General features: G+C 42.7%; 12 protein-coding genes. 7 read left to right on the top strand and 5 right to left on the bottom strand.

Annotated elements, in window-relative coordinates; genetic code table 11:
- Positions 1-67 precede the first annotated feature (67 nt).
- The 4 genes from C0J08_RS06580 to C0J08_RS06565 form a co-directional block, all read right to left on the bottom strand.
- Positions 68-1,012, bottom strand: coding sequence for a nucleoside hydrolase (locus C0J08_RS06580; protein ID WP_212655304.1), 945 nt, complete (start codon positions 1,010-1,012; stop codon positions 68-70).
- 37 nt (positions 1,013-1,049) lie between these two features.
- Positions 1,050-1,943: a ribokinase gene (locus tag C0J08_RS06575; RefSeq protein WP_212655303.1), complete on the bottom strand. Its 894-nt coding sequence runs from the start codon at positions 1,941-1,943 to the stop codon at positions 1,050-1,052.
- A 186-nt stretch (positions 1,944-2,129) separates the two neighbouring features.
- Positions 2,130-3,362, bottom strand: coding sequence for an argininosuccinate synthase (locus C0J08_RS06570; protein ID WP_212655302.1), 1,233 nt, complete (start codon positions 3,360-3,362; stop codon positions 2,130-2,132).
- Between the two features lie 201 nt (positions 3,363-3,563).
- A complete protein-coding gene (locus C0J08_RS06565; protein WP_212655301.1) occupies positions 3,564-4,454 on the bottom strand; it encodes a flagellar protein MotY in 891 nt (296 codons plus the stop codon).
- 95 nt (positions 4,455-4,549) lie between these two features.
- Here C0J08_RS06565 and rnt point away from each other — a divergent pair, with 95 nt between their 5' ends.
- The 7 genes from rnt to C0J08_RS06530 all read left to right on the top strand — a co-directional run bounded on the left by rnt (position 4,550) and on the right by C0J08_RS06530 (position 13,772).
- Complete coding sequence (rnt, locus tag C0J08_RS06560) at positions 4,550-5,218, top strand: ribonuclease T (RefSeq protein ID WP_212655300.1); 669 nt, start codon at positions 4,550-4,552, stop codon at positions 5,216-5,218.
- A gap of 67 nt (positions 5,219-5,285) precedes the next feature.
- Positions 5,286-5,708, top strand: coding sequence for a YbaN family protein (locus C0J08_RS06555; RefSeq protein WP_212655299.1), 423 nt, complete (start codon positions 5,286-5,288; stop codon positions 5,706-5,708).
- A gap of 42 nt (positions 5,709-5,750) precedes the next feature.
- Positions 5,751-9,017, top strand: a complete 3,267-nt coding sequence (locus tag C0J08_RS06550; protein WP_212655298.1) for a DUF748 domain-containing protein — start codon at positions 5,751-5,753, stop codon at positions 9,015-9,017.
- Between the two features lie 334 nt (positions 9,018-9,351).
- Entirely contained in the window at positions 9,352-9,612 is a 261-nt protein-coding gene (locus C0J08_RS06545; RefSeq protein WP_212655297.1) for an HP1242/YdcH family protein, read from the top strand.
- Between the two features lie 218 nt (positions 9,613-9,830).
- Complete coding sequence (locus C0J08_RS06540; RefSeq protein ID WP_212655296.1) at positions 9,831-11,939, top strand: TonB-dependent siderophore receptor; 2,109 nt, start codon at positions 9,831-9,833, stop codon at positions 11,937-11,939.
- 194 nt (positions 11,940-12,133) lie between these two features.
- Positions 12,134-13,507 (top strand): prephenate-dependent tRNA uridine(34) hydroxylase TrhP, encoded by a 1,374-nt coding sequence (trhP, locus tag C0J08_RS06535; protein ID WP_249344537.1) that lies wholly within the window; start codon positions 12,134-12,136, stop codon positions 13,505-13,507.
- A gap of 7 nt (positions 13,508-13,514) precedes the next feature.
- Positions 13,515-13,772, top strand: coding sequence for a YfhL family 4Fe-4S dicluster ferredoxin (locus C0J08_RS06530; protein ID WP_012069238.1), 258 nt, complete (start codon positions 13,515-13,517; stop codon positions 13,770-13,772).
- Between the two features lie 16 nt (positions 13,773-13,788).
- On the opposite strand, the gene trxC is transcribed toward C0J08_RS06530, so the two are convergent.
- A complete protein-coding gene (trxC, locus tag C0J08_RS06525) occupies positions 13,789-14,235 on the bottom strand; it encodes a thioredoxin TrxC (protein WP_212655295.1) in 447 nt (148 codons plus the stop codon).
- Positions 14,236-14,280: the final 45 nt, after the last annotated feature.

The following is a 14,280-nucleotide window of genomic DNA, read 5'->3' as shown; positions in this document are numbered from 1 at the left end:
AAAAGTAATACACAAAAAACGCAGGTAAAATACCTGCGTTTTTTGTTTTACTAAGCGCTTAATAATATTAAGACACCATAGCGGATTCAAATAGTGCGAGAAGACGATCGCTGTCTACTTCCATACATACCTGTGTCATTGGTACATCGTTCCAATGCGGCTCTGGGAAGGTCATGCCTTGTGGCGCAAAAATTGTTTGCCCAATACCAATACCGTCACAAGTAACACGAACCGCACCCAGTTCCACACCGAAAATGCTTGGATCCAAAATGTAAGCAATAGTCGATGCATCATGGAAGTAACAACCATCCATATCAAAGCGACTGCTGTAGAAGTTGATGTAATGCTGGGCGCAATCGTACAAGAAAGTGCCTTCTGTCGGATTGGCTTGTTTAATACGCTCTAGCACAGTGTTGTCCAAAAGCACCTGATGGGTTACATCTAGGCCAATCATGGTCACTTGCCATGCTGCGGTGAAGACTTTATCTGCCGCGTGAGGGTCGTTCATGATGTTGGCTTCAGCAACAGGAGACACATTACCGTACTCAATCGCTGTGCCACCCATCAATACCACTTCATCGACTAAATTAGCCACTTCCGGGTCAAGCTCAAGCGCTTTTGCTAAGTTACCCAATGGACCAAGCGCGATAATTGTTACTTCACCAGGATATTGGCGAACAGTGTCCACAATAAACTGTGCCGCACTTTTCTCGATTGCCTTACCTTGTGGTTCTGGCCAATTAATATTACCAAAGCCATCAGCGCCATGAACAAAATCAGGGTGCGGACGGGGTGCGATTTCGCTTGGAACCGCCACGCCTTTTGCGACAGGAACATTTACTTTGGCAATTTCCGTTAATCTGATGGCATTTTGCGTTGCCAAGTCCACAGACACATTACCAAATGTCGTTGTTAAACCTAATACTTCAAGCTGTGGGGCTTGGAAGGCAAAGAAGATCGCCATAGCATCATCTATGCCGGGATCCGTATCTATAATAATTTTACGAGCCATGTTTTATGTCCTCTTACTTATATCTATGCATTGTTCGCTAACTGTTTTTGGCAAGAAAGTCGCTTACTTCTTGCTGTGTAGGTATTGCTGAAGCGGCCCCTAATCGAGTGACACAAATTGCAGAGGCGGCACAAGCGCGCTTTATGGACTGCGTCATATCTTCACCCTTCATAATGGAAGACAAGCAGAAACCAATAAAGGTGTCACCCGCTGCTGTCGTATCTACGGCATCGACTGAAAAGGCGTCTACCTTCACGCTTTCCTCGCCACTAAAATAACAAACACCGGCTTTCCCAAGAGTCATCAATACTTCCAACTCAGGGTACGCTTTTGGGAACGCTTCAATCGTGCTATCAATATCTTTGGTGCCAATTAAATCCATGGCCTCTACTTCATTAACAATAAGCAGATCAACAAAACCAAGCACTTTCTTAGTCAGCTCTGCGTCCATTGGAGCTGGATTAAAAGCCACTTTGACTTTATTTTCTTGCGCCTTGCGCATGATGTATTCAATCAAGTTGGTTTCATTCTGTAGCAGCACCCAATCACCCGCATTTGCATTGGATAATACCTGATCCACTTGCTCTTCCGTCAGCGCATGATTGGCACCTTGATACAGAATAATGGAGTTTTCAGCTTCTTTGGTTAATTGAATAATCGCATGACCTGTTGGCACATCAATTCGGTTAATCAAGGCGGTATCCACACCAAGTGATTCCAGCTGATCAATGACCGCTTGATCACTATGGTGAACGGCTCCAACGTGTTTTACATCTGCCCCCGCTTTCGCCAGTGCAACAGATTGGTTAGCCCCTTTTCCGCCCAATAAACACTGATAGCTATCAGACGCCATGGTCTCGCCTGGTCGAACAAAATGATCTAACTGATAAAGGTGATCAAGGTTAATAGAACCAAAGTTGTAGATTGTCATAATTCTTTCCTTCAAGATCATTGCGCTCATGGCTCATGCGCATTGCTAGCACCACGGTTAGCGCAAAGCGACTGACTTTGTCACTGTCTGAATAAATACTGACCAAGTGTACAAAAAATAAAAAACGCCCCAATTCTGCAAGAATGGAGCGTTTATTGAAAGCTAATTTTCTAAATGAACAAGCAATTACTCGTTGTTATCTAGAAAACCACGGCCTTTTTGAGCAGCAATACGCATGCGTAGCGCGTTCAGCTTGATAAATCCTGCTGCATCTTTCTGATCGTAAGCGCCTGCATCGTCTTCAAACGTTGCCACTTTGCTATCGAACAAGCTGTTATCAGACTGACGACCAACAACGGTGATGTTGCCTTTGTACAATTTAAGACGAACAGTACCGTTTACGTATTTTTGAGATGTGTCGATCAAAGCTTGCATCATACGACGCTCTTCAGACCACCAAAAACCGTTGTAAATCAGCTTAGCGTAACGAGGCATGATTTCATCTTTCAAGTGCGCCGCTTCACGGTCTAGAGTGATAGACTCGATTGCACGGTGTGCTTTCATCATGATGGTGCCGCCAGGTGTTTCATAACAACCACGAGCTTTCATACCAACAAAACGGTTTTCTACAATATCAACACGACCAATACCGTTCGCACCACCTACTTTGTTCAAGGTTTCCAAAATAGTGGCAGGAGACATAGCTTCACCATTGATAGAAACTGGGTCGCCTTTTTCATAACCGATTTCGATGTAAGTCGCTTCGTTTGGCGCATCTTCTGGAGATACAGACCAACGCCACATATCGTCTTCTGGCTCTGTCCATGGATCTTCAAGCTGATCACCTTCAAAAGAGATGTGTAGCAAGTTCGCATCCATAGAATAAGGAGACTTTTTCTTCTTGGTAGAGAAATCAACTGGGATATTATGTTTTTCACAGTAAGCCATTAGCGTTTCACGAGACGTTAAATCCCATTCACGCCAAGGAGCGATCACTTTAACTCCTGGTTTCAATGCGTATGCACCAAGTTCAAAACGCACTTGGTCATTACCTTTACCCGTTGCGCCGTGAGCAATCGCATCAGCGCCTGTTTCATTGGCAATCTCGATCAATCGTTTTGAGATCAGAGGACGCGCAATAGACGTACCCAATAGGTATTCGCCTTCATAAATCGTATTAGCACGGAACATTGGGAAAACGAAGTCGCGGACAAATTCTTCACGCAAATCTTCAATGTAGATTTCCTTAATACCCAACGCTTGAGCTTTAGCACGAGCTGGTTCAACTTCCTCACCCTGACCCAAATCAGCGGTAAAGGTAACCACTTCACAGTTATACTCTTCTTGAAGCCACTTCGCGATTACGGAAGTATCCAGGCCGCCCGAATAGGCAAGCACTACCTTCTTCACGTCAGACATTATCTCTATTCTCCTCAACGAGCTCGCGCTCCCTCACCAGTGCTTTAAAACCAGAACATGGCGGCGCAAATAATTAAAAAAAGGGGATGTAAGTGTAAGATCTCGGTACTTGCTTAGCAAGTAAAAAGCCTTGTTTTACGCAATATTCTGAGTAAAACAAGGCTGTTTAATAGATAACAGAACACAAAAAGAATACCTGAATCAGCCAGACTCAGTGGTTCTCTCTAGACGGATGGTAACACGTCGATTTCGCTCACGTCCTTTTGCCGTATTATTGGTGGTAGAAGGATATCGCTCACCATGATATCGAGAGATGATTTTCCCTGCTGGCACGCCTTTTTCCAATAAATAAGAGGTCACCTTTTCGGCCCGCACTTTAGACAGTTCGCGGTTTTCTCGACGAGACCCGATGGAATCAGTGTGACCATCAATATAAATATATTCCACACTTGGATCAGAAGACACATACAAAGCGACAAGATCCAAGCGTGCTTTAATTCGATCAGTAAGATTCACGCCATTGGTGGGGAATAAAGCTGCGGTTCTAGCGATTTGATCATAATTAACCGGTAATAAACTCGACAAACAACGACGAAACTCATTATAGGCAGGAGCAAAGTTAATATTTGATAAACCGACCTCTACCGTTTCGCGCCTATTTTCCCAAGCCGTACCCGCGACAACGGGATGACGACCACGGTCCAAACTCGTTAACATTCGTTCAGCTACTTTCCCCCCCACTTCTACGGTTAAGCCGTAACCAGGATAAGGAAGAATTTCAAGTGTTTCAGGTTTTACCCCCGGTGACCAATCAGGTGCTTGAGAAATAATATATACCTGACCTGGACCCAACTTTTCATTTTGCGGCTGCAAAATGAATTTCATTGGCTCGCCCGCTTCTTTTATAAAGTGACCTTCACCGTAATTGGGTACAGGATGCGTTAAACTGCATGAAAAAATATCGCCCGAAAGTAACCACTTGGAGTCCGAAATACCGGATTGATAGTGGGTAATAGCGTATGCCTTCACAAATGGCATGCAAGCAGCCAATAAAAAAGTCGTACGAATTAAAAGTTGTTGGGCAATTCCCATTTAGACATCTCGTTCAAGCATTATCAAATGTGTTATGATCCGATCCTATTGTACACCGTTAATACTGTTCAAGCGGTAGAATTAAGGACCTTCTTTTGTCAAACCATGAAATCAAAGATAGATTCCGCGGCTTCCTACCTGTTGTTATCGACGTAGAAACCGCAGGCTTTAATCAAAAAACAGATGCTTTATTAGAAATGGCCGCCAGTATCCTAAGAATGGATGAAAATGGTGACTTGTATATCCATGAAACACTGGAGTTTTTGATCAAACCTTTTGAAGGAGCAAACCTAGAAAAAGCGGCTCTAGACTTTACAGGAATAGACCCATTTGCTCCTGACAGACAAGACATTTCGGAAACAGAAGCGCTAACTCAGATGTTTAGCAAAGTTCGCAAAGAACTGAAATCAGTAGGTTGTAAGCGTGCTATTTTGGTTGGTCATAACGCGGCATTTGACCATGGTTTTCTCAATGCGGCGATAGAACGAGCCGATATTAAACGAAACCCATTTCACCCTTTTTCAAGTTTCGATACGGCAAGCTTGGCAGGATTGGTGTTTGGTCAGACCGTGTTAGCAAAAGCTTGTGAAGCCGCTTCTATCTCGTTTAGTAATTCTGAAGCGCACTCAGCCAAATACGACACTGAAAAAACCGCTGAACTTTTTTGCGAAATGGTCAACCGTTTAAAACGTCTGGGTGGCTGGCCTCTAGTTGAAAATGAAGCTGAAAACAGTATGGCGGCTATTTTTAATTCTGGGAAATAGCCTAATTTGAAATCGCGTTTTTTCGTTAAAGCGCGCTTTTTATTTACCATTTTGAGAGTACCCTTACATGCAAGGAAAGCGAATTTTATATTTGATGCTAGGTTGGTTCTCTCTGATCACTGGCATTATTGGAATTTTCCTTCCCTTGCTTCCCACAACACCACTGGTGTTATTAGCGGCTTGGTGTTTTTCTAAATCATCCGAACGTTTCCACACTTGGCTCATTGAACACAAGTTCTTTGGTCCTATTGTGCGTGACTGGCAATCTTCAGACGGCATTCCACGTAAATCCAGAAATCGAGCTATCCTTTTCATGTGGTCAGGGATGTTGATCTCTATTTTTATTGTTGGTCGTTTCTGGGCGACGATTGGGCTTGTTATTATCGGAGTTTGTGTCAGCACCTATTTGTTACGTATGCCCATTCGCTCCGAAAGCACAACCAGCACACAAGCATTAAAAGATACCCAAAAAAAAGACAAAACACGTTAATCTATATTCCTTTATTTACTTATAAAAGCAGAAAGGCACTTCATGATGACACGCCGACATTTTCAATACTTTATCTTTTACCCTTTCGCCATTCTAACTGCTTTAATCACTGCGCTTTGGTTAGCGACCCCTTTTGTTGCTGAACACTACCTAACGGCTTTTGTCAAAGAGCAAGGACAAGAACTGACAATTGGAAAGTTATCTGTCGACTTTTTCCCCCCGAAAGTTGACTTAAAAAACATTGGGATAACAGACCAAGAACAAGACAAGCTCAACCTAAAAAGAGCTGTTATTGAGGTTAAAATATGGCCTCTTTTCACCAAGACATTGCACATTTCAGAAGCATACATTGAAGGCTTAAAATTAACCGTTGCGCAAAAGCAGAAGGATTGGATAGTAGCAGGCATCAACACCACACAATTCCTTAGCCCTGCTAACACAAAAAAATCAGATCCAAACGCCAATTCAGAAAAAGCATCAACGCCAGAAACAAACAGCACAGCATGGGCAATAAAGCTGCCATCATTCTCATTTACTGATAGCCAAGTTATTCTGACTCGCCAACCCAACGCAGATACTCCTACGCAGTCTGATACCTTTACGTTATCTAAAGCAACCATTGACGATCTATATGGCCAAGGCCTCAACTGGAAAGGCAAAGTGTCCTTATCAGCGATGATAAACAAAGCTTCCTTATCAGTTGATAGCAAATTTGATTATTCACCAAAACACACCAACGCCAACCTCAATATTAAAAATGCTGACCTATCCATTGAAAGCCTCCGTCATTTTATTCCTGCTCCTTACAATGAAGGCAAAGGACAATTGGCTCTGTCTGGAGGCCTTGTATTTACGCAGCAAGAAATCAATGGTGTAGCAAACTATAACATCAACAATTTAGTGTTAACGACGCAAGTCGATAACCTAAATCTCGCTCTAAATAAAGAAGACAAAGTTACCACTCAATCTACCTCATTCAACCTTTCAAAAGGCCGTATTCACTTTGCTTCTGTGAATGAATTAGCCGTCAATGGAACGCTAGCATTATCGTCCAAACAATCACTCTTTGCCCAAGGCAATAAGGTCATTCAATTTGATCAGCTAGATGTAAACTCCCCCTTCGACCTTAAGCGTGATGCAAAAAGTCTAACGGCTACGGGAAAAATGAATATAAAACTCGATAAATCTTCATTCTCTCAAGCTGAACTCAATGCACAAATTAATAAGCTAACACTAAATACGCCATTCGATATTAGTCAGAATGAACTTGGATTAAAAGCAACTGGTGACCTTGATATACAATTAGAAAAATCTCTATTTGCTCAAGCAAATCAGAAAGCGCAATTCGACAATTTAACGCTCAATACACCATTTGACATCAAACAAGATAAAAAACTTGGCTTGAATGCTAAAGTCGCATCAACAAAATTGGACATAAATGTTTTTTCTCTCGCTCTAGACACACTGGGCGTACAAAACCAGCAACTTACCGTTACACTGGATGATGTGTCGGTGACGATGGACCCACAAAAAGCACTAAGCGCTTCTTTACACACAGCCATTGAGAGCAATAATTTAGCCATCCAGCAAGCAGGAAATAAGGTAAATTACAAAAAGTTCAACCTAACAAATACTCTTTCTTTAAAAAAGCAAGGCTCTTCATTTTCAGCCAACAACAGTCAACTAGACATAGATATTGAAGGCTTAAAAGCATTATTAAGCGACGAAAAGCAAGTATCACTTGCGACAGTCAAACTCAATGCAGACCAGATAAATGTAGACCAAACGAATCAACAACCTCCAAGAATAAAAGGTACTAACCTAAATTTCACTAGTGAGTCATTAGACAGTTTATTAACGGATAAGAAGCGTATCGCTTCTTGGCAAAACGCTAATTTCAATGGCCTTTCTTTTACACAACAAGACCAAAATTACCAAGCCTCTTTAGACCAACTCAACATCGCAGATCTCGTTGTATCTGAGCCAAAATCAAGCTCTGACAATACACAAAATCTGCCTCCATTAAGCCATATCGGTAGCATTAAAATCGAGAAACTCGACCTAAATCAGGATGGTGCTAAAATCAATAAAATCACCACAGACTCGGTGAAAGTCAACTTGATTCTGGATGGGGAAAAACGCATAGAGAATTTGGTCTTTGTTGAATCGAAACCGCCCAAACTTTCAGAACCTTCACTACAAGGCTCAGCGACACCAAGACAAAAAGACGCACAGGATGCGATTAAAAACACCAAAAATGCTGAGCAAAACCCGGCCTTCAAACCACCATATTATGTGGTACTTAACGCATTCGATATCATTGGAAAGTCCAGCATTTATGTGCAAGACAAAAGCATCACACCAAATTTACGTCGCTCATTGAACATAGATACATTTTCATTACGTAACTTAAATACACAGGAAAAAAACCAAGCAACGGTTTTGAAATTAAAAGCACGAAGTGGCAAATACGCAACATTAAAAAGTGACGTAACCATCTGGCCTTTAGCCGACAAGCTCACGATGAAAAGTGATTTAATTATTCGTGAAGCAGAACTACCGCCCTACTCTTCTTATATCGCTAATGTATTAGGCTATCAAATAGATTCAGGACAACTTGATCTAGATCTAACACTCAATGCCGATGATGGAGTCTTAAATGGCAACTCTCATATTGTATTAAGAGAATTTGATCTTGGGGGACGAAAAGAGAGCAGCTCGGTTATCAAAGCAGGCGCCGTTCCGCTCAATATCGCTGTGGGCATATTAAAAGACAGCAACAACAACATTGATCTCGATATCCCTCTCTCTGGTGATACTGAAAAACCTGAGTTCGGCTGGCAAGACTTCTTGCTTCTGCCAGTTCGAAAAGCCTTATACAGCGCATCCAGCACTTATTTAATGCAAACTTTTATCCCTTATGCCAATGTCATTAGCATTGCGCAATTTGCTGGGGATCAGCTACTTAAAATCCGTGTTGAACCGTTAATATTTAACGCTGAAGAAAGTGAATTAAATGATTCTCAAAATGCCTTCTTAAAGCAACTTGTCGCGTTAATGAAAAACAAAAAAGACAGTCAATTGAAAGCCTGCGGTGTGGCTAGCTATCTTGATCTAGGGTTTGAAAAGCCCCCCGTATCGATTGATAACGATATGAAGGAATCCGCTAGAAACCTAGCCGAAAAACGTGCTGAGCATTTAAAAGACTACTTAGTAGCAGAAGGCATTTCCTCATCACGAGTATTCCTCTGCTCACCTGAAGTGGATCTTTCGAAGAGAAGTAAGCCAAGAGTAGAGCTGAACTTCTAAAGCCCTATTGAATTATCGATAACCAACGAAACAAGCCGTGATAGGAAACTATCGCGGCTTTTTTTCATGTCAAAAAAACGCAAAGAAACCCACGATATAGTGCAACATCGCCTAGGCTAATACACAGCCATTGAAAAATAGCTGAAACGAACCATAACTATTATTAGAGCGTTTGAAATACTTATGCGGAATATTTGCCGTAACGTGAAGATTCCTACATAGCAAAGTCATTCGTTGGTGTTTAGAAGACTCAACAAAACATGATCAACGTCAAGAGAAGACAAGCCTAACTAGGTTAGTCTTAAACAAAAGCTAGCAAGTATAGGAGGCAATTATGCCGATTGAAGACCATAAATTAGTCAATGAATTTCCAGAATTTAAAGACGATATCCACCAATTAAAAATGGACGATGCTCACTTTAGAAAGCTTTATGATGAATACAATCATCTAACCAAAGAAGTGGAAAAAATAGAGCAGGAAATTACACCCGCGCCAACAATGGAAGAAGAAAAGCTAAAAAAACAGCGTCTTCAGCTTAAAGATACTATCCAAGGCTACATAAAAGCTTCAAAACTTGCTGCCGAAAAAGCCTAACAAGATCAACAACTAGAGCGGTATTAGCCATTAATACCGCTCTACTTCATTTTTAACCGCCTTTGATTACATCCCAACATCTCCCTTCGACACCTCATCCTCCAAATCGGAAGCAGAAATTATCTATTTTGAAGCTTTTGTAAACCCATTCTCATTTGTAAATAAGTCTCATAAACACTAATATACGCAATTCACACACACTTCCATTTGGTCTACCTATGACACTAAGAACCACCATAATGATGATGCAAGCCTGTGGCGCACTTGTTTTTTCTACTGTGATTTTTGCTGAAGATGCTACAAATGAAATAAACGGATCCAACATAGAGCTGCAAACACTTCAGGTACAAGGCCGCGCTCTTTCTTATTACAAAGAAGATGAAGCAGCACTAGCCACTCGAACTTCCACACCAATCGATGTAACACCACAGTCTGTTCAAGTGGTTACTGAGGCTTTGATTGAAGACCAAGCGGCACGACAAATTACCGATCTGTATCGATCCATTTCAGGTATGTCGCAAAATAACGTTTCCACTGTGACCTTAAGAGGCTTTAGCCAAGACGAAGTACTCTATGACGGTCTGAAAGGCGATCCATTCGGTGATTTCTCTATTCCTCAGCTGTTTACCATAGAACAAATACAAGTCCTTAAAGGTCCATCTGGTGCAATCTATGGCGCTGGCGAACCTGGTGGCGTCATTAACTATGTGACGAAAAAGCCTACTTATGAAGAGAAGAACACTCTAAAAGTCAGCGCTGGCAATAAAGACTTTTTAAGTGGCAGCATTGAATCCTCTGGCCCAGCCAATGAAGACGCATCACAACGCTATCGTGTTGGCATTTACTCCGACGGTCAAGATTCCTACCGTAACAATGTCGAAGAAGAAAACCGAATTATCGATCTTGGTTACGCTTGGGACATCGATGAAAACAATACGCTGAATGTCCAGTACACAGACATTCATCAATACATTTCCGGTGCTCGCCTACGCGGCATTCCAACCGATGATGATGGCAACTTTTTGGCAGATACTTCTTGGAACAATAATGAAAAGTCTGATTACCAAGAATTAGACGCACAAGTCTTTCAGGCACGTTTGGACCACAGCATTAATTCATGGTTGGAAAGCAATGTCTTAGTTCGCTATTTCGATAATACCGAAACGCAGAAATACCATGAAATAAGCAAGCTTATCGACAGCAACAGCGATAAAGTGGAACGAGAATTTCGTGACCAAGTCCGCTCCCGAGAAGGTATCACCTTGGTAGGCAACCTAATCGCTGAATTAGGTGATCACATAGTGTTAGTCGGAAGCGATTATTTCCATCAGAAAAACGATTTTTTATATGATAAAACGACTAAAGGTGTTGCTGAACTTAGCCTAAGCAACCCAGTTTATGGGCAAGACGATACCAGTGCCTACGATATGGTTCCCCAAACAAATGAAAGTACCACGACAGATCAAATTGGCTTATACATTCAAGACCAATGGAAAGTTACCGATCAACTAGATTTACTCGCTGGTGCACGAATAGATCGGATTGAAGAAAAATACGATGGCTACAAGATAAAAACGGGGATTACAAAAGCAAACTACAAGGACACAGGCTACTCTACTCGCTTAGGTGCGACCTATCGAATCAATGACAACTGGAAGCCTTACACATCGTTTTCTACTGGGTTTGTTCCGCAAGGCGCTGAAGACCAACAGAAGTCGGCCGATGGCAGCTTGTTTGATCCAGAGGAAAGTCAGCAATTTGAAGCGGGTGTAAGAAGTTATTGGTTTAATAACAAGCTCAACGTGAATCTTGCCGCGTACCACATTGTTCGTGAAAACATTCTGCAAACAGACCTTAACGATGAAAGCTTGCTTGTAGCCGTCGGTAAAGTTCGCAGCCAAGGTGTCGAGCTGGATATTCTCACTGATATCACTCCTCACTGGGTTGCCAACGTAAGCTACGCTTATAACGATACTCGCGTAAAAGAATCCACAAAAGGCATTCAATATGCCAATGGAGATCGATTTGCCAACACGCCACATCACCAACTTGGAATGTGGACTCGTTATGACTTCCCAAGCATCACCTCTTCCATTGCCTTTGGTGCGGACTATGTGAGTGAGCAAATCAATCGACAGGGCCAAACAGTCAAACCCTACACGGTTTACGATTTGTCTTGGCAAACTCGCTATGACGACTGGAAGTTCCAGCTGAACATCAAAAACCTGTTTGATAAAGAATACGCGGTTAGCGGGTTCACCCAAAAAATTGGTTCATTCGTTGGCGAGCGTCGTCGAGTTTACCTATCCGCCTCCTACGATTTTTAGCAGACTCAACCTAATAATGACGTCAGATCTCTTTAATTAGAAATTCAAAATTAAAGGGATCTGACCACTTTTACAAAACAAAAATTGACCCAGATCAAAGACTGATTATTTAAGCATCTAAACGCCTCTACCCTCTCTTGAGTTGAGTCACTGGCTAGGTAAACTCCGCCCGTTTTGATCGATCGGTGAATCTCATGTCTCAAGAAAAAGCCTTCATGCCAGAATTACTCTCTCCAGCAGGTTCGTTAAAAAATCTGCGTTATGCCTTCGCCTACGGAGCAGATGCCGTTTACGCTGGCCAGCCACGCTACTCGCTGCGAGTACGTAATAACGAGTTTGACTTAGAAAAGCTGGGCATTGGCATCAATGAAGCACATGAGCTGGGTAAAAAGCTGTATGTGGTTAGCAATATTGCGCCTCACAATGCAAAGCTAAAAACCTACATTAACGATTTGGCACCTGTGATTGACCTGAAACCGGATGCGCTCATTATGTCCGATCCAGGGCTTATTATGATGGTGCGTGAAGCCTTTCCCGATCAACAAATTCACCTGTCCGTTCAAGCCAACGCAGTGAATTGGGCCACGGTGAAATTCTGGCAACAACAAGGCATTTCTCGTGTCATTTTATCTCGTGAGCTGTCACTTGATGAGATCGAAGAAATCCGTCTAAAAGTGCCAGACATGGAGCTAGAAGTCTTTGTTCATGGCGCATTATGCATGGCGTATTCTGGACGTTGTTTGCTGTCTGGATACATGAACAAGCGTGACCCGAACCAAGGCGCTTGCACCAACGCCTGTCGTTGGCAATACAACGCCCACGAAGCAACAGAAGACGAAACAGGTCAAATCATTGCCAGCAGCACAGCACCAACTTCTGCCGTGCAAATTCAGGAGCCAAGCGATCAACTCTTCTTACTGCAAGAACATGGCCGCCCCGATGAATACATGCCAGCCTTCGAAGACGAGCATGGCACTTACATCATGAACTCAAAAGATTTACGCGCCATTCAACACGTTGAGCGACTCGTAAAAATGGGCGTGCATTCTCTAAAAGTGGAAGGTCGTACCAAGTCTTTTTATTACTGTGCCAGAACAGCGCAAATCTATCGCAAAGCCATTGATGACGCCGTCGCCGGTCGCCCTTTTGATGCCAATCTCATGAACAGCTTAGACAACCTAGCCAATCGTGGTTACACAGATGGCTTCTTACAACGCCATCGTCATGTTGACCTGCAAAACTATGAAACAGGCAACTCCATCAGTGATAAGCAGCAGTTTGTCGGCGAAGTCATTGCCACCCACGAAAACTCACTGACCATTGAAGTAAAAAACCGCTTTAGTGTTGGAGATTCTTTGGAATTAATGACGCCAAAAGGCAATGTCACTTTTCCATTGGGCGAACTGAACGACAAACAAGGCCGCCCTATCGACGTAGCAAAAGGCAGTGGCCATGTGGTTTCTATCCCATGTCCAGCTGGTATCGATGCTTCTATGGGGATCCTAATGAGAAACCTATCGGAAGGACAAACCACACGCCAACCTCATAACAACGCAACAACGGCATAAAGACGATATGGCACTATTAATCAACGACCGCTGCATCAACTGTGACATGTGTGAACCAGAGTGTCCTAATGACGCCATCACCATGGGCGCCAAGATATATGTCATTGATCCAGATAAATGCACAGAGTGTGTTGGTCATTACGACCAACCCACCTGCGTGGCCGTCTGCCCGATCGACTGTGTTAAACCCGATCCAAACAGACGTGAAACAGAAGAAGCGTTATACGAAAAGTTTGTTGAAATGCATTTTGATACCAGCGTTTAACGTCCTCCAAAACATCTTAAACCGCTGGCAAATTCTGCGCTAACCATTGTTGAAACTGTGCTTTTGGCAAAGCGCCAGATAGACGCGCCACTTCTTTGCCATGATGAAAAATCATCAAAGTCGGAATGGATCGAATATTAAAGCCCCCTGCGGTCATTTGATTTTGCTCTGTGTCCAACTTCAAAAAACAAGCCTGTGTCGACATCTCGCTGGCGACTTGCGCAAAAATTGGTGCGAACTGCTGACATGGCCCACACCAAGACGCCCAAAAATCCACCACGACAGGAAGATCATTATCATTGATGAAACGCCTGAAATTTTGGTCGCTACCATTAATAGGAAAACTAGAAAGCACCGGACTCTTACACTTACCACAAAGAGGCTTGTTACCTAACTTATCTTTGGGAACACGGTTTTTTGTAGTGCAACTTTGACAAACAATTTGGATCGGTGAATTGGTCATTTTGAGCCTCGTGATTACGTGCTTTCATTCATAAACAGAACGAGA

The sequence above is a fragment of the Marinomonas sp. CT5 genome (genome assembly GCF_018336975.1).
Classification (GTDB): Bacteria; Pseudomonadota; Gammaproteobacteria; order Pseudomonadales; family Marinomonadaceae; genus Marinomonas.
Note: the sequence above shows the minus strand (reverse complement) of the source record. Positions and strands in the feature narration are given on the sequence as shown.

Bases quoted from the DNA above. Each gene is read 5' to 3' on its own strand.
- C0J08_RS06580 (WP_212655304.1), bottom strand. From the start codon at position 1,012: ATGGCTCGTAAAATTATTATAGATACGGATCCCGGCATAGATGATGCT.
- C0J08_RS06575 (WP_212655303.1), bottom strand. From the start codon at position 1,943: ATGACAATCTACAACTTTGGTTCTATTAACCTTGATCACCTTTATCAG.
- C0J08_RS06570 (WP_212655302.1), bottom strand. From the start codon at position 3,362: ATGTCTGACGTGAAGAAGGTAGTGCTTGCCTATTCGGGCGGCCTGGAT.
- C0J08_RS06565 (WP_212655301.1), bottom strand. From the start codon at position 4,454: ATGGGAATTGCCCAACAACTTTTAATTCGTACGACTTTTTTATTGGCT.
- C0J08_RS06555 (WP_212655299.1), top strand. From the start codon at position 5,286: ATGCAAGGAAAGCGAATTTTATATTTGATGCTAGGTTGGTTCTCTCTG.
- C0J08_RS06550 (WP_212655298.1), top strand. From the start codon at position 5,751: ATGATGACACGCCGACATTTTCAATACTTTATCTTTTACCCTTTCGCC.
- C0J08_RS06545 (WP_212655297.1), top strand. From the start codon at position 9,352: ATGCCGATTGAAGACCATAAATTAGTCAATGAATTTCCAGAATTTAAA.
- C0J08_RS06540 (WP_212655296.1), top strand. From the start codon at position 9,831: ATGACACTAAGAACCACCATAATGATGATGCAAGCCTGTGGCGCACTT.
- trhP (WP_249344537.1), top strand. From the start codon at position 12,134: ATGTCTCAAGAAAAAGCCTTCATGCCAGAATTACTCTCTCCAGCAGGT.
- C0J08_RS06530 (WP_012069238.1), top strand. From the start codon at position 13,515: ATGGCACTATTAATCAACGACCGCTGCATCAACTGTGACATGTGTGAA.
- trxC (WP_212655295.1), bottom strand. From the start codon at position 14,235: ATGACCAATTCACCGATCCAAATTGTTTGTCAAAGTTGCACTACAAAA.